Origin of the sequence: Constrictibacter sp. MBR-5, assembly GCF_040549485.1 — a bacterium.
Classification (GTDB): domain Bacteria; phylum Pseudomonadota; class Alphaproteobacteria; order JAJUGE01; family JAJUGE01; genus Constrictibacter.
Genome location: NZ_JBEPTK010000032.1, coordinates 1 through 15,729 on the forward strand (window position 1 = coordinate 1; position 15,729 = coordinate 15,729).

Annotated in this window: 13 protein-coding genes and 1 tRNA gene; all 14 read right to left on the reverse strand. The window is 65.7% G+C overall.

The window, feature by feature from the left end; all coding sequences use genetic code 11:
• Positions 1-179 (reverse strand): GTP-binding protein (locus ABIE65_RS27305; protein WP_354081678.1); only part of this gene is annotated, 179 nt, incomplete at its 3' end.
• A gap of 43 nt (positions 180-222) precedes the next feature.
• Positions 223-2,298, reverse strand: coding sequence for an elongation factor G (gene fusA / locus ABIE65_RS27310; protein ID WP_354081918.1), 2,076 nt, complete (start codon positions 2,296-2,298; stop codon positions 223-225).
• Between the two features lie 24 nt (positions 2,299-2,322).
• Complete coding sequence (rpsG, locus tag ABIE65_RS27315; protein ID WP_354081919.1) at positions 2,323-2,793, reverse strand: 30S ribosomal protein S7; 471 nt, start codon at positions 2,791-2,793, stop codon at positions 2,323-2,325.
• Positions 2,794-2,804: 11 nt separating this feature from the next.
• A complete protein-coding gene (gene rpsL, locus ABIE65_RS27320) occupies positions 2,805-3,176 on the reverse strand; it encodes a 30S ribosomal protein S12 (protein ID WP_354081920.1) in 372 nt (123 codons plus the stop codon).
• A gap of 292 nt (positions 3,177-3,468) precedes the next feature.
• Positions 3,469-7,641, reverse strand: a complete 4,173-nt coding sequence (rpoC, locus tag ABIE65_RS27325) for a DNA-directed RNA polymerase subunit beta' (protein ID WP_354081921.1) — start codon at positions 7,639-7,641, stop codon at positions 3,469-3,471.
• Between the two features lie 160 nt (positions 7,642-7,801).
• A complete protein-coding gene (gene rpoB, locus ABIE65_RS27330) occupies positions 7,802-11,980 on the reverse strand; it encodes a DNA-directed RNA polymerase subunit beta (RefSeq protein ID WP_354081922.1) in 4,179 nt (1,392 codons plus the stop codon).
• A gap of 270 nt (positions 11,981-12,250) precedes the next feature.
• On the reverse strand, positions 12,251-12,628 hold the full coding sequence (gene rplL / locus ABIE65_RS27335; RefSeq protein ID WP_354081923.1) for a 50S ribosomal protein L7/L12: 378 nt from the start codon (positions 12,626-12,628) through the stop codon (positions 12,251-12,253).
• Between the two features lie 54 nt (positions 12,629-12,682).
• Complete coding sequence (rplJ, locus tag ABIE65_RS27340) at positions 12,683-13,192, reverse strand: 50S ribosomal protein L10 (protein ID WP_354081924.1); 510 nt, start codon at positions 13,190-13,192, stop codon at positions 12,683-12,685.
• Between the two features lie 303 nt (positions 13,193-13,495).
• The gene (gene rplA / locus ABIE65_RS27345) at positions 13,496-14,203 is read right to left on the reverse strand and encodes a 50S ribosomal protein L1 (protein ID WP_354081925.1); all 708 of its coding nucleotides are present in this window, start codon (positions 14,201-14,203) and stop codon (positions 13,496-13,498) included.
• A 4-nt stretch (positions 14,204-14,207) separates the two neighbouring features.
• Positions 14,208-14,636, reverse strand: a complete 429-nt coding sequence (rplK, locus tag ABIE65_RS27350; protein WP_354081926.1) for a 50S ribosomal protein L11 — start codon at positions 14,634-14,636, stop codon at positions 14,208-14,210.
• An 82-nt stretch (positions 14,637-14,718) separates the two neighbouring features.
• The gene (gene nusG, locus ABIE65_RS27355; RefSeq protein WP_354081927.1) at positions 14,719-15,249 is read right to left on the reverse strand and encodes a transcription termination/antitermination protein NusG; all 531 of its coding nucleotides are present in this window, start codon (positions 15,247-15,249) and stop codon (positions 14,719-14,721) included.
• Positions 15,250-15,251: 2 nt separating this feature from the next.
• Positions 15,252-15,449 carry a preprotein translocase subunit SecE gene (secE, locus tag ABIE65_RS27360; RefSeq protein WP_354081928.1) on the reverse strand — a complete coding sequence of 66 codons (198 nt, stop codon included), beginning with the start codon at positions 15,447-15,449 and terminating at the stop codon, positions 15,252-15,254.
• A 45-nt stretch (positions 15,450-15,494) separates the two neighbouring features.
• Positions 15,495-15,569 (reverse strand) — tRNA-Trp (locus ABIE65_RS27365).
• A 19-nt stretch (positions 15,570-15,588) separates the two neighbouring features.
• A partial coding sequence (locus tag ABIE65_RS27370) for an EF-Tu C-terminal domain-related protein (RefSeq protein ID WP_502918554.1) occupies positions 15,589-15,729 on the reverse strand: 141 nt, incomplete at its 5' end.

The following is a 15,729-nucleotide window of genomic DNA, read 5'->3' on the forward strand; positions in this document are numbered from 1 at the left end:
CCGCGCGCCTTCTCTTCAGGCGCCTTGTCGATCTGGTCGTACGCCGTGAACTTCGCACCGCCCGTCTCGGCCAGGATCTTCGTGATCGCGGCCGTCAGCGACGTCTTGCCATGGTCGACATGGCCGATCGTTCCGATGTTGCAGTGCGGCTTGTTCCGCTCGAACTTTGCCTTCGCCATTCCCGCTTCTCCTTCAGATCACGCGTCGATCGCTACGCAGCCGTCAGGCCATCTTGGCGCGGACTTCGTCCGCAACCGCCTGAGGCACCTGCTCGTAGTGATCGAAATGCATGGTGTACTGCGCACGGCCCTGGCTCATGGACCGCAGCGTGTTGACGTAGCCGAACATGTTCGCGAGCGGCACCATGGCACTGACGACGCGGGCATTGCCGCGCTGATCCATGCCGGTCACCTGTCCGCGGCGGCTGTTCAGGTCGCCGATGATGTCGCCCATATACTCGTCCGGCGTCACGCATTCGACACGCATGATCGGCTCGAGCAGCAGTGGCTTGGCCTTTTCCATGCCTTCCTTGAAGGCGGCACGCGCCGCGATCTCGAAGGCCAGGACGCTGGAGTCGACGTCGTGATAGGCACCGTCGATCAACGACACCTTCATGTCGACGACCGGGAAGCCGACCAGCACCCCCGTGGTCCAGGCCGACTTGAGGCCCTTCTCGACGCCCGGGATGTACTCCCGCGGCACCGCGCCGCCGACGATCTTGCTCTCGAACAGATTGCCCGCGCCGCGCTCCTGCGGCTCGAACACCAGCTTGATGCGAGCGAACTGGCCCGAACCGCCGGTCTGCTTCTTATGGGTGTAGTCGATCTCGGCCACACGGGAGATCGCCTCGCGATACGCAACCTGCGGCGCGCCGACGTTCGCCTCGACCTTGAACTCGCGCTTCATCCGGTCGACGAGGATCTCCAGGTGGAGCTCGCCCATGCCCTTGATGACCGTCTGCCCGCTCTCATGGTCGACGGACACGCGGAAGGACGGATCCTCCTGCGCCAGACGGTTCAGGGCGACGCCCATCTTCTCCTGGTCGGCCTTCGACTTCGGCTCGACGGCGACCTCGATCACGGGATCGGGGAACTCCATGCGCTCCAGGATGACCTGCTTGGTCGGATCGCACAGCGTGTCGCCGGTGGTCGTGTTCTTCAGACCCGCCACCGCGACGATGTCGCCGGCGCGCGCTTCCTTCACGTCCTCACGGGTGTTCGCGTGCATCAGCAGCATGCGGCCGATGCGCTCGCGACTGTCCTTCACCGTGTTGATCAGGGTCTGGCCGCTCTCGACCACGCCCGAATAGACGCGGATGAAGGTGAGCGACCCGACGAACGGGTCGTTCATGATCTTGAAGGCCAGTGCGGCGAACGGCTCGTCGTCGCTGGAGCGGCGCACCATCGGCTCGTCCGTGCCCGGCTTGATGCCGCGGATGTCCGCGACTTCGGTCGGGCTCGGCAGATAGTCGATGACCGCGTCGAGGAGCGGCTGCACACCCTTGTTCTTGAAGGCGGAGCCGCACAGGACCGGGACAAACTTGAAGTCGACGGTGCCCTTGCGGATGCACTTGCGCAGCGTCTCGGCGTCGGGTTCGTTGCCCTCGAGATAGGCCTCCATCACCGCATCATCCTGTTCGACCGCGAGGTCGACCAGCTTCTGGCGCCACTCGGCAGCCATCTCGGCCATATTCGCCGGGATCTCGACTTCGTCGAACTCGGCACCGAGGGACTCGTCGCGCCAGACGATCGCCTTCATCTTCACGAGATCGACGAGTCCGACGAAGTCAGCCTCCAGGCCGATCGGCAGATGGAGGACGAGCGGCGTGGCACCGAGCCGGTCGACGATCATCCCCACGCAGCGCATGAAGTCGGCGCCGGTGCGGTCCATCTTGTTGACGAAACAGATCCGGGGCACGTGATACTTGTCGGCCTGGCGCCACACCGTCTCCGACTGCGGCTCCACGCCGGCGACACCGTCGAACACCGTCACCGCACCGTCGAGCACGCGGAGCGAACGCTCAACCTCGATGGTGAAGTCGACGTGGCCTGGGGTGTCGATGATGTTGATCCGATGGCCGCGCCAGCTGCAGGTCGTCGCGGCCGACGTGATCGTAATGCCGCGCTCCTGCTCCTGCTCCATCCAGTCCATGACCGCAGTGCCCTCGTGCACCTCGCCGATCTTATAGGACCGGCCGGTGTAGAAGAGGATGCGCTCCGTGGTCGTGGTTTTACCGGCATCGATGTGCGCCATGATGCCGATATTGCGATAGAGATCGAGCGCAGTCGTTCGGGCCATCGGAATGCTCCTAACGTCCCCGGATTACCAACGGTAGTGCGAGAAGGCGCGGTTGGCCTCGGCCATCCGGTGCGTATCCTCGCGCTTCTTCACGGCGGACCCGCGGGAGTTGACCGCGTCGAGCATCTCGTTCGAGAGGCGATCCACCATCGTCTTCTCCGAGCGCGCGCGGGCGGCGTTGATCAGCCAGCGCAGCGCGAGCGCCTGAGCCCGCTCCGGCCGAACCTCGACCGGCACCTGATAGGTGGCACCACCGACCCGGCGCGACCGAACCTCGAGGTTCGGGCGGACGTTCTCGAGCGCGGCATGGAAGACCTGGACAGGCTCCTGATGCGCACGGGACGCCGCCTTCTCGATCGCGTCGTACACGATCTTCTCGGAGACGGCCTTCTTGCCGCCGTACATCATGATGTTGATGAACTTGCTGACCACGGCGTCCCCGAAACGGGCATCGACCGCGATTTCGCGCTTCTCTGCAGAATGGCGACGAGACATCCCTCAGATCCTCACTTCGGCCGCTTCGCGCCGTACTTCGAACGGCGCTGGCGCCGACTGCTCACGCCCTGCGTATCGAGCGTGCCGCGGATGATGTGGTAACGCACACCCGGAAGGTCCTTGACGCGGCCGCCGCGGATGAGCACCACGGAGTGCTCCTGCAGGTTGTGGCCCTCGCCCGGGATGTAGCTGGTCACCTCGTACGAGTTCGTCAGCCGCACGCGCGCAACCTTTCGGAGCGCCGAGTTCGGCTTCTTCGGGGTCGTGGTGTAGACGCGGGTGCAGACGCCACGCTTCTGGGGGCAGGCCTGAAGGGCCGGCACCTTGTTACGCGCCTTCTGCGGGCTGCGTGCATTCCGGATCAACTGGCTGATCGTCGGCATGCGTGTTCCCTTCCAGTCCTCAACAAAGAGCAAATCGCGGACCGCGACAACCACGGTCCGCGCAAACAATAAAGGGCCGCCGGTCAGAGACCGACTTCCCCGGTTTTTTCTGCAGCTGATCGAGCGCGGCGATCGTATCGCCAGCGCGCGAGGCTGCGTTTAGGATCGGGTCCTACCGCCAGCCCCCAAATGAGGTTCGCGGATACTATGGATCCGGCCGGGCCGCGTCAAGCGAAACAGACCGGAAAACCGCGGAGACGGCCGACCTTTCGGCAGCCGCCCCCGCGTTCGGTCACTCTCCGGCCGCAGCCTGCCCGACATCCGCCTCGATGGCGGGAGTCGACGGCTGTGCGGCCATGGCGACACGGTCCCGATCGGCGGCGACGTGCCGCAGACGGTTCATGACGCTGCCGGTACCCGCCGGGATGAGGCGGCCGACGATGACGTTCTCCTTCAGGCCGAGCAAGGTATCGACCTTTCCGGCCACCGACGCCTCGGTGAGCACCCGGGTCGTCTCCTGGAAGGAGGCGGCCGAGATCCACGACTGGGTCTGCAGGCTGGCCTTGGTGATGCCCTGGAGGACCGGCTTCGCCTCGGCAACCCGCAGCCCCTCGGCCGTGGCCTTCGCGTTCACCTGGTCGAATTCGACCCGGTCCACCTGCTCGCCGATCAGGAAGGTCGTCTCGCCAGGCTCGGTGATCTCGACCTTCTGCAGCATCTGGCGAACGATCACCTCGATGTGCTTGTCGTTGATCTTCACGCCCTGGAGTCGATAGACCTCCTGGATCTCGTTGGTCAGGTAGTTCGCCAACGCCTCGACGCCCTGGACGTGCAGGATGTCGTGCGGCACGGGGTTGCCGTCGAGCAGAAGGTCACCCTTCTGCACGAAGTCGCCCTCGCGCACCGCGACGTGGCGGCCCTTCGGGATCAGGTACTCGCTCGACTGATCGGTCCCGTCGACCGCGCGGAGGATGATGCGGCGCTTGGTCTTGTAGTCCTTGCCGAACTCCACCCGTCCGTCATGCTCCGCGATGATCGCGAAGTCCTTCGGCTTGCGGGCCTCGAACAGCTCGGCCACACGCGGCAGACCACCCGTGATGTCGCGGGTCTTGGTGGATTCGCGCGGGATACGGGCGAGGACGTCGCCGGCCTGCACCTTCTGCCCGTCGCGGACCGACAGGATCGCGTCGACCGACATGAAGTAGCGCGCCTCCAAACCGTTCGCGAGCTGGAGCACCTCGCCGTCGTCCGTCCGCAGGGTGATCCGCGGCCGCAGGTCGGCACCGCGGGTCTGCTGTCGCCAGTCGGTCACCACGCGGTTGGAGATGCCGGTCGCCTCGTCCAGAACCTCCCGGATCGAGACGCCTTCAACCAGGTCCACATAGTTCGCGATACCCTCGCGCTCCGTGATGATCGGCAGCGTGTAGGGGTCCCACTCGGCCAGCCGCTGACCGCGGGTCGCCTGCGCGCCCTCGTCGACCAGAAGTTTCGCACCGTACGGCAGGCGATGCCGCGCACGCTCGCGCCCGCTGTTGTCGAACAGCAGGATCTCGGTCGTCCGGTTCATCACGACCGGCACGCCGTTGGAGTCGATCACGACGTTGCGGTTGTTAATACGGATGCTGCCGTCCTGGACCGCCTCGACGCTCGACTGCTCGGCACCACGCTGGGCCGCACCGCCGATGTGGAAGGTACGCATCGTCAGCTGGGTGCCGGGCTCGCCGATCGACTGTGCCGCGATGACGCCGACAGCCTCGCCCTGGTTGACCGGGGTACCCCGGGCCAGATCGCGACCGTAGCACGCGGCGCAGACGCCGTCCTTCGCCTCGCAGGTCAGGACCGAGCGGATCTTCACCGCATCGATTCCCGCCGTCTCCACACGCTCCGCGTCTTCCTCGTTGATCAGCGCGCCGGCCTTGACGATCACCCGCTTCTCATCGAGCGGATCGACGATGTCGATCGCGGCAGAGCGCCCGAGGATCCGCTCGAACAGCGGCTCGATCACGTCACCGCCCTCGATGACGGCGCGGGTCGTGATGCCGTTGGTGGTGCCGCAATCCTCCTCGCGGATGATGCAGTCCTGCGCCACGTCGACCAAGCGGCGCGTCAGATAGCCCGAGTTGGCCGTCTTCAGCGCGGTGTCGGCGAGGCCCTTACGGGCACCGTGGGTCGAGTTGAAGTATTCGAGGACCGACAGGCCTTCCTTGAAGTTCGAGATGATCGGCGTCTCGATGATCTCGCCCGACGGCTTGGCCATGAGGCCGCGCATGCCGGCGAGCTGCTTGATCTGAGCGGCCGAACCACGCGCGCCGGAATGCGCCATCATGTAGACGGCGTTGATCGGCTCGCCCGGCTTCTCCGCCTGGATCTCCTTCATCATCTCGTCGGCGACCTTGTCGGTGGTCTCCGACCAGGCGTCGATTACCTTGTTGTACTTCTCGCCCTGGGTGATCAGGCCTTCCTGGTACTGCTGCTCGAACTCCTTCACCCGGTTCTGAGCCGCCTCGACGAGCCGCCCCTTCGCCTTCGGGATGACCATGTCGTCCTTGCCGAACGAGATGCCGGCGCGGGTTGCCCAGGTGAAGCCGGTCTGCATCAGACGGTCGGCGAAGATCACCGTCTCCTTCTGACCGCAGTTGCGGTAGACGATGTCGATCAGGTTACCGATTTCCTTCTTGGTCAGCACCTTGTTGACCAGCGCGATGCCGGTCGTCGGGTGCCGCGGCAGGATCTCGGACAGGATGACGCGGCCGGGGGTCGTCTCGACGACCGCGGCCTTGTCGTTGCCCTTCTCGTCGACGCCGATGAAGCGCGCGCGGATCTTCGCGTGCATGTGGACGGCGCCGGCCGCCAGGGCGTGGTGGACCTCGCCGAGGTTGCCGAAGACCATGCCCTCGCCCTTCTCACCCTCACGGATCATCGAAAGGTGATAGAGGCCGAGGACGATGTCCTGGGTCGGCACGATGATCGGCTTGCCGTTGGCGGGGCTGAGGATGTTGTTGGTCGACATCATCAGCACGCGCGCCTCGAGCTGGGCTTCCAGCGACAGCGGCACGTGGACCGCCATCTGGTCGCCGTCGAAGTCGGCGTTGAAGGCGGTGCAGACCAGCGGATGCAGCTGGATCGCCTTGCCCTCGATCAGGACCGGCTCGAAGCTCTGGATGCCGAGGCGATGCAGCGTCGGCGCCCGGTTCAGCATGACCGGGTGCTCGCGGATGACCTCCTCGAGGATGTCCCACACCTCCGGCCGCTCGCGCTCGACCATCCGCTTGGCAGCCTTGATCGTGCTCGCCATGCCGTAGAGTTCGAGCTTCGAGTAGATGAACGGCTTGAACAGCTCGAGCGCCATCTTCTTCGGCAGCCCGCACTGGTGCAGCTTCATCTCCGGACCGACGACGATGACGGAACGGCCGGAATAGTCGACGCGCTTGCCGAGCAGGTTCTGACGGAACCGGCCCTGCTTGCCCTTCAGCATGTCGCTGAGCGACTTCAGTGGACGCTTGTTGGCGCCGGTGATGACGCGGCCACGCCGGCCGTTGTCGAACAGGGCGTCGACCGCTTCCTGCAGCATCCGCTTCTCGTTGCGGATGATGATGTCGGGCGCGCGCAACTCGATCAGGCGCTTCAGCCGGTTGTTCCGGTTGATGACGCGGCGATAGAGATCGTTCAGGTCGGACGTAGCGAACCGGCCGCCGTCGAGCGGGACGAGCGGACGCAGTTCCGGCGGGATGACCGGAACGACTTCCATGATCATCCAGGACGGATGCGTACCGGACTCGAGGAAGGCCTCGATCAGCTTGAGACGCTTCACCGCCTTCTTGCGCTTGGCCTCCGACGTCGTCTCGCGCAGTTCCTGGCGCAAGCGGTCACGCTCGGCGGCGATATCGAGCGCCCCCAGCATATCCTTCATCGCCTCGGCGCCGATCTTCGCCGTGAAGGCGTCCTCGCCGAACTCCTCCTGCTTCTGGAGGTACTCCTCCTCGGTGAGCGTCTGGCGCTCCTTGAGGTCCGTCAGGCCGGGCTCGATGACGACGAAGCTCTCGAAGTAGAGAATCTTCTCGAGCTCACGCAGCGTCATGTCGAGCATGAGGCCGATGCGGCTCGGCATCGACTTCAGGAACCAGATGTGCGCGACCGGCGAGGCCAGCTCGATATGGCCCATGCGCTCGCGGCGCACCTTCGACAGGGTGACCTCGACGCCGCACTTCTCGCAGACGATGCCGCGATACTTCATGCGCTTGTACTTGCCGCACAGGCACTCGTAGTCCTTGATCGGACCGAAGATGCGCGCGCAGAACAGGCCGTCCCGTTCCGGCTTGAACGTCCGGTAGTTGATCGTCTCCGGCTTCTTGATCTCGCCGTAAGACCAGGAGCGGATGCGCTCCGGACTGGCGACCGAGATGCGGATCTTGTCGAAGCTCTGCGGGCTCGGGGCCTGCCCGAAAAACCTCATCAGCTCGTTCATCGCATCACTCCTGACGCCCCGGCAACGGGGCTGTTCGAACCGGCCGCGACGCCGGACATACGTTCGATGCTAATGGCGCTGAAGAGCGCCACGCCCGTTGGCGCCGAAGCGGCGGGTACCGCCCGGCCGCCACGGATCGGGAGGGAACCCGGCAAGTCGGTCAGACCTCGCTCTCCTGCAGGTCGACGTTCAGGCCGAGCGACCGAAGTTCCTTCACCAGGACGTTGAAGGATTCCGGGATGCCCGCCTCGAACGTGTCGTCGCCACGGACGATGGCCTCGTACACCTTGGTACGGCCGGAAACGTCGTCGGACTTCACCGTCAGCATCTCCTGGAGCGTATAGGCCGCACCGTAGGCCTCCAGCGCCCAGACCTCCATCTCGCCGAAGCGCTGGCCGCCGAACTGGGCCTTGCCGCCCAGCGGCTGCTGGGTGACGAGGCTGTAGGGGCCGATCGAACGCGCGTGGATCTTGTCGTCCACGAGATGGTGCAGCTTCAGCATGTAGATGTACCCGACCGTGACCGGGCGCGTGAACGGTTCGCCCGTCCGCCCGTCGATCAGCGTGACCTGACCGGACGTCTGGAGACCGGCACTGACCAAGGCATTGTGGATGTCCTCCTCGCGCGCACCGTCGAAGACGGGGGTCGCGATCGGGACGCCGTTGGTCAGGTTGTTGGAGAGTTCGAGGATCTCGTTCTCGTCCAGGGCAGCCAGTTCGTCCTTGTGGTAGTCGCCGTAGATATCGCCCAGGCGCGTCCGCAGCGCGTCAGCCCCGTTGCGGCCGTGGCTGATCCCGTCGAGCAGGTCGCTGATCTGACGTCCCAGGCCGGCGCATGCCCAGCCAAGATGCGTCTCCAGGATCTGCCCGACGTTCATGCGCGACGGCACGCCCAGGGGGTTCAGGACGATGTCGACCGGCGTGCCGTCCTCGAGCGAGGGCATGTCCTCGATTGGCACGATGCGCGACACCACGCCCTTGTTGCCGTGGCGGCCGGCCATCTTGTCGCCCGACTGCAGCTTGCGCTTCACCGCCACGAAGACCTTGACCATCTTCATGACGCCTGGCGGCAGTTCGTCGCCGCGCTGCAGCTTCTCGACCTTGTTCTCGAACCGATCCTGCAGGCGCTTGACGCTCTCGTCGAAGTGCCGGCCGATGCGCTCGATCTCGGCCATGACCTGATCGTCGCCCACCACCAGCTGACGCCACTGGCCGGGCGCGAACTGGCCGAGCACCGCCTCCGTCACCTCGGTGCCGGCCTTGGCGCCCTTCGGACCGCTGGCGATCTTCTGGCCGACCAGCAGTTCCTTCAAACGGGCATGGAACGTCCGACTGATGATCGCGCGCTCGTCGTCACGGTCCTTCGCCAGGCGCTCGATCTCGGCCTGGTCGATGGCGCGCGCACGCTCGTCCTTCTCCACGCCGCGGCGCGAGAACACGCGGACCTCGACCACCGTACCCTGCACGCCCGGGGGCACGCGCAGCGACGTGTCGCGCACGTCGGAGGCCTTCTCGCCGAAGATCGCCCGGAGCAGCTTCTCCTCCGGAGTCATCGGCGATTCGCCCTTCGGCGTCACCTTGCCGACCAGGATGTCGCCCGGCTTCACCTCGGCACCGATGTAGACGATACCCGCCTCGTCCATCTGGCGAAGCGCTTCCTCGCCGACGTTCGGGATGTCGCGGGTGATCTCCTCCTGACCCAGCTTGGTGTCGCGGGCCATCACCTCGAATTCCTCGATATGGATCGAGGTGAAGACGTCGTCGCGCGCGATGCGCTCTGAAATGACGATCGAGTCCTCGAAGTTGAACCCGTTCCACGGCATGAACGCGACCAGCACGTTCCGGCCGAGGGCGAGATCGCCGAGGTTCGTCGACGGGCCGTCCGCGATAATGTCGCCCTTGGCCACACGATCGCCGACGCTCACCAAGGGACGCTGCGTGATGCAGGTGTTCTGGTTCGAACGCTGGAACTTGCGCAGGTTGTAGATGTCCACGCCCATACCGTCGACCGCCTCGCCCTCCGCCACGCGGACGACGATGCGGGTCGCGTCGATCTGGTCGATCACGCCGCCGCGGCGCGCCGACACCGCCGCGCCGGAGTCACGGGCAACCGCGACCTCCATGCCGGTACCGACCAGCGGTGCCTCGGAGCGGAGGAGCGGGACGGCCTGCCGCTGCATGTTCGAGCCCATCAGCGCGCGGTTGGCGTCGTCGTTCTCGAGGAACGGGATGAGCGCCGCGGCGACGGAGACGAGCTGCTTCGGCGACACGTCGATCATCTGGATCGCGTCCGGCCGGGCGAGCAGGAAGTCGTTGCCGTGGCGGCAACTGACGAGGTCGGACGCGAGCATGCCGTTCGCATCGACCTCGGCGTTCGCCTGGGCGATCGTGTACTTCCCCTCCTCCATGGCCGTCATGTAGACGACCTCGTCGGTGACCTTGCCGTCCTGCACGCGCCGGTACGGGCTCTCGATGAAGCCGTACTGGTTCACCCGCGCATAGGTGGCCAGGCTGTTGATCAGGCCGATGTTCGGCCCTTCCGGCGTCTCGATGGGGCAGATCCGGCCGTAATGCGTCGGATGCACGTCGCGCACCTCGAAACCCGCGCGCTCACGGGTCAGACCGCCCGGGCCGAGGGCCGAGAGACGCCGCTTGTGCGTGATCTCCGACAGCGGGTTGGTCTGGTCCATGAACTGGCTGAGCTGCGACGAGCCGAAGAACTCGCGCACTGCGGCCGCCGCCGGCTTGGCGTTGATCAGGTCCTGCGGCATCACCGCGTCGATGTCGACCGAACTCATGCGCTCGCGGATCGCACGCTCCATGCGGAGCAGCCCGACGCGGTACTGGTTTTCCATCAGTTCGCCGACCGACCGGACGCGGCGGTTGCCGAGATGATCGATATCGTCGATCTCACCCTTGCCGTCCTTCAGGTCGACGAGAGTGCGGACGATGGCCAAGATGTCCGCCTTGCGCAGCGTCCGGACCGTATCCTCGGTCTCCAGGTTCAGGCGCGCGTTCATCTTTACGCGGCCGACCGCCGAGAGGTCGTAGCGCTCACTGTCGAAGAACAGGCCGCGGAACAGCGTGTCGGCGCTCTCCAGGGTCGGCGGCTCCCCCGGCCGCATGACCTTGTAGATGTCGATCAGCGCGTCTTCCCGCGTCTCGTTGCGGTCGGCCGCCAACGTATTGCGGATGTAGCCGCCGACATTGATGTGGTCGATCGCGAGGGTCGGGAGCTGCGTCGCACCGACCTCGAGGAGCCGCTCGAGCAGGTCCTTGGTGATCTCCTCGCCGGCCTCGGCGTAGATCTCGCCAGTCTCGCCGTTGACGATGTCCTCGGCGATGAAGCGGCCATACAGCTCCTCGTCGTCGACGAGCTGCTCCTCGATGCCCTGCTCGCGCATCCGCTCCAGGATCCGCGGGGTGATCTTGGTGCCCATCTTCACGACGATCTCGCCGGTGCGGGCGTCCTTCAGGTCACCCGTCAGCTTGACGCCGCGGAGGCGGTCGGGATCGAAGCGTGTCGTCCAGCCGGCACTGGCGTGCTCGAAGACGACCCGCTCGTAGAAGTGCGCCAGGATCTCGTCGGCGGTCATACCGTGGACGTCGGCCGGCGGCAGCGTCGCGTTCGGGTCGCCCTGCTTCAGCTGCAGGCGGCGCGCCTCCGTGGCGGTGCTGTCGAGCGCCATGAGCAGCGTCGTCACCGGCAGCTTGCGCCGCCGGTCGATGCGCACATAGACGAGATCTTTGGAATCGAACTCGAAGTCGAGCCAGGAGCCGCGGTACGGGATCACCCGGGCGGCATAGAGATACTTGCCCGAAGAGTGGGTCTTGCCGCGGTCATGGTCGAAGAAGACGCCCGGCGAGCGGTGCATCTGCGAAACGATCACGCGCTCGGTGCCGTTGATCACGAAGGTGCCGTTGTCCGTCATGAGCGGCATGTCGCCCATGTAGACTTCCTGCTCCTTGATGTCGCGGATCGACCGCGACCCCGTCTCCTCGTCGACGTCCCAGACGACCAGACGGAGAGTGACCTTCAGGGGCGCCGCGAACGTCATGCCGCGCTGCTGGCACTCTTCGACGTCGTACTTCGGCTCCTCGAACTCGTACTTCACGAATTCGAGCTGGGCCTTGTCGCCAAAATCCTTGATCGGGAAGATGGAGGCGAAAACCTCCTGCAGCCCGGCCTGCTTACGATCGCTCCACAGCTTGTCCATCTGCAGGAACGCGTCGTAGGACGTTTTCTGAACCTCGATGAGGTTCGGGATCGGGGCCACCTCCGGAATGCGACCGAAGTACTTGCGGATGCGCTTGCGACCGGTGAACGTCGAAATGGCCATGCCCGATTGTTCTCCACTACGGCCCCGCGAACGAGGCGTACTTCATCGGCGGCGCCGGCGGCTTCATCCCCGGAAACGGCACGCTCCCGGATCAGAGCCAGGAGACGACCGGCCCGGTCGCCGGCGGAGCGCATCACAGGGATGCGCGAAAACGGCACGACGCGCTGCGGTGGGGCAACCCACCGCAGCGCGGACCGAGTTATATAAGTTCCCGCGCTCCGCCCGCAAGACGGAAGACGCCGGATAGAGGACCCGGCAGGTCCGCCGCCCTCACTTGAGTTCGACGGTCGCCCCGGCTTCCTCGAGCTGCTTCTTGAACTTGTCGGCCTCGTCCTTGGACACGCCTTCCTTGACGGCCTTCGGCGCGGCCTCAACAAGATCCTTCGCTTCCTTCAGGCCGAGGCCAGTGATGGCGCGGACTTCCTTGATGACGTTGATCTTCTTCTCGCCGGCGGCGGCGAGGATCACGTCGAACTCGGTCTTCTCCTCGGCGGCCGGGGCAGCGGCAGCGGCACCGCCGGCAGCGGCGACGGCGACCGGAGCGGCGGCGGAAACGCCCCACTTCTCCTCGAGCAGCTTGGAGAGCTCGGCGGCCTCGATGACCGTGAGAGCGGAGAGTTCGTCGACGAGCTTCTGTAGATCGGCCATTTCAAATGTCTCCTGATTTTCTGGACGTCTGGGTGGCGCCGGGCTGGACCGGCGTCATTCCTTGGTGGCGTAGGCGTTGAGGACGCGGGCGACCTGGGCGCCGGGTGCCGCCAGCACCGCAGCGATCCGTGTCGCGGGGGTCTGCAGCATGCCGACGATCTTGCCGCGCAGCTCGTCCAGGGACGGCAGCTTGGCCAAGGCCATGATCTCGTCGGGGCTCAGGCGCTTGCCTGCGAGGGACCCGCCGATGATCGTCAGCTTGTCGTTGGTCGCCGCATAGTCGGAGACGACCTTGGCGGCCGCCACCGGATCGGCCGAAACGGCGATCGCCGTCGGCCCCCGGAAAAGGTCCGAAACCCCCTCGAACGCCGTGCCGTCGAGGGCACGCTTGGCGAGGCGATTCTTCGTGACCTTGAACCGGGCCCCCGCGTCGCGCGCGCGACGCCGCAGGGCCGTCATCTCCTGCACCGTGAGGCCGGCCTGATGGGTAACGACCATCAGGTCCATGCCCGCCACGGTGTCCTGCAGCGAGGAGACGACCTGCTCCTTCTGTTTTCGCAGCAAGGGCTCACTCCACTTCACATGGCCCGCCGCCGAGGCGGCGAAACCGTTGCACATGCCCCGGCCGAAACCGGGGGTGGCTGCCCTGTCCCAGAAGTCCGAACCGGCACGGAGCGCGTCCGTCCGGTCGTCTCCCGTCTATGCAGGCGGTCTTTGAGCCCCGAGGGGCACCTGCAGTCTCGGACAGGCCGGAGGGTCACCCCTCCGGATGCCGCACGGCAGCCATGCACCGGACCCGGCAGGGCCGGGGCGCAGGATGGCCGCGGGCGGTTCTGACGGCGGCCGGAAGCCGCCGTGTCTCCTCGATCAGGCGGCGACGGTGTCGCCGATCGACGAGGGGTCGAGGCGCACGCCCGGCCCCATCGTCGTGCTCAGGCTGACGCGCTTGACGTAGTTGCCCTTTGCACCCGCCGGCTTGGCCCGGACGATCGCGTCGTAGAAGGCGCGGATGTTACCGACCAGCGCCTCGTCGTCGAAGCTCGCCTTGCCGACGCCGGCATGGATGATGCCCGCCTTCTCGACGCGGAACTCCACCTGACCGCCCTTCGCCGCCTCGATCGCCTGGGCGACGTCGTTGGTCACGGTGCCGAGGCGCGGATTCGGCATCAGACCGCGCGGGCCGAGGACACGGCCGAGACGGCCGACGATCGGCATCATGTCCGGCGTCGCGATGGCGCGGTCGAAGTCGATCGTACCGCCCTGGATACGCTCGGCCAGATCCTCCGCACCGACGACGTCGGCACCGGCGGCCAGTGCCTCCTCCGCCTTGGCGCCACGCGCAAAGACGGCCACGCGGACGGTCTTGCCCGTGCCGTTCGGCAGCGAAACGACGCCGCGGACCTGCTGGTCGGCGTGACGCGGGTCGACGCCCAGGTTCATCGCGATCTCGAAGGTCTCGTCGAACTTGGCGTTCGAACGCTCCTTCAGCATCTTCACCGCTTCCGCCACGTCGTAGCTGGCGAGACGGTCGATTCCTTCGCGGCTCTTCAGGAGCCGCTTGCCCTTCTTCGCCATGACGCTACCCCTGAACCTCGATGCCCATCGAACGAGCCGAACCGGCGATCATCCGCATCGCCGCCTCGACGTCGTTGGCGTTCAGATCCTTCATCTTCGCTTCCGCGATTTCCCGGACCTGATCGGTCGTGATGCTGCCGACGCCCGTGCGGCCGGGGGTCGTCGACCCCTTGCTCAGCTTGGCAGCGCGCTTCACGAAGAAGGACACCGGCGGCGACTTCGTCACGAAGGTGAAGCTGCGGTCCGCATAGACCGTGATCACCGTCGGGATGGGCATGCCGGGCTCGAGGCCCTGCGTCGACGCGTTGAACTGCTTGCAGAATTCCATGATATTCACGCCGCGCTGGCCCAGTGCCGGGCCGATCGGCGGTGAGGGGTTCGCCTGCCCGGCTTTCACCTGCAGCTTGACGTAGCCCGTAATCTTCTTCGCCATCACCTCTCCCCTGTAGACCGGCGGAATGCCGGGGCGCGGTACGGCCGGGGGTGGCCTTCCGCAGAGACAGAAACCGTTTCGGTCAGACCTTCTCGACCTGCCCGTATTCAAGTTCGACCGGGGTCGCACGGCCGAAGATGGAGACAGACACCTTCAGGCGCGAGCGCTCCTCGTCGACGTCCTCGACGATGCCGTTGAACGACTGGAACGGGCCGTCGGCGACCCGCACCGTCTCGCCAATCTCGAAGATGATCGACGGCTTGCGGCGCTCCCCGCCCTCCTTGAGCTGCTGGAGCATGCGCATCGCCTCCGCCTCGCTGATCGGCACGGGCTTGCCGCCGCCGCCGAGGAAGCCGGTCACCTTCGGCGTGTTCTTCACGAGATGCCAGGAATGGTCCGTCATCTCCATCTTCACCAGCACGTAGCCGGGGAAGAACTTGCGCTCCGAACTCACCTTCGCGCCGCGGCGCACCTCGACCACGTCCTCGGTCGGCACCATGATCTCCTCGATCAGGTGGCCGATATGCTGCAGGTCAGCCTGCTCGCGGATCGACTGCGCGACCTTCTTTTCGAAGCCGGAATAGGCGTGGATCACGTACCAACGCGGAGCCATCGTCAGCCTCCCAGACCGAGCAGCGTACGGACGGCGAAGGCCAGAACCTGGTCCACCACGAAGAAGAAAACGGCAGCAGCGAAGACCATCACGAACACCATTGCGGTCGTGATGCCGGTCTCCTTGCGGGTGGGCCAAGTGACCTTGCCCACCTCCTGACGCACCTGACGAATGAATTCGCCGGGGTTGGTCTTCGCCATAGACGTGATTCCCAGCCGGGTCCGTGCCCGTTCAGCGAATAAGGGTGGCAGGAGTGGCAGGACTCGAACCCGCAGCCCCCGGTTTTGGAGACCGGTGCTCTACCATTGAGCTACACTCCTACTGACGGGCAGACTACTCCTATTCCAGGATCTTTGCGACGACGCCGGCGCCGACGGTGCGTCCGCCCTCGCGGATGGCGAAGCGCAGGCCCTCGTCCATCGCGATCGGCTGGATCAGGTTGACCACCATCGAGATGTTGTCGCCCGGCATCACCATCTC

What these genes read in the sequence shown, in the direction of transcription:
- rplK (WP_354081926.1), bottom strand. Translation starts at nt 14,636, where the DNA reads ATGGCGAAGAAGATTACGGGCTACGTCAAGCTGCAGGTGAAAGCCGGG.
- secE (WP_354081928.1), bottom strand. Translation starts at nt 15,449, where the DNA reads ATGGCGAAGACCAACCCCGGCGAATTCATTCGTCAGGTGCGTCAGGAG.
- fusA (WP_354081918.1), bottom strand. Translation starts at nt 2,298, where the DNA reads ATGGCCCGAACGACTGCGCTCGATCTCTATCGCAATATCGGCATCATG.
- rpoB (WP_354081922.1), bottom strand. Translation starts at nt 11,980, where the DNA reads ATGGCCATTTCGACGTTCACCGGTCGCAAGCGCATCCGCAAGTACTTC.
- rplA (WP_354081925.1), bottom strand. Translation starts at nt 14,203, where the DNA reads ATGGCGAAGAAGGGCAAGCGGCTCCTGAAGAGCCGCGAAGGAATCGAC.
- rpsG (WP_354081919.1), bottom strand. Translation starts at nt 2,793, where the DNA reads ATGTCTCGTCGCCATTCTGCAGAGAAGCGCGAAATCGCGGTCGATGCC.
- nusG (WP_354081927.1), bottom strand. Translation starts at nt 15,249, where the DNA reads ATGGCTCCGCGTTGGTACGTGATCCACGCCTATTCCGGCTTCGAAAAG.
- rpsL (WP_354081920.1), bottom strand. Translation starts at nt 3,176, where the DNA reads ATGCCGACGATCAGCCAGTTGATCCGGAATGCACGCAGCCCGCAGAAG.
- rpoC (WP_354081921.1), bottom strand. Translation starts at nt 7,641, where the DNA reads ATGAACGAGCTGATGAGGTTTTTCGGGCAGGCCCCGAGCCCGCAGAGC.
- rplL (WP_354081923.1), bottom strand. Translation starts at nt 12,628, where the DNA reads ATGGCCGATCTACAGAAGCTCGTCGACGAACTCTCCGCTCTCACGGTC.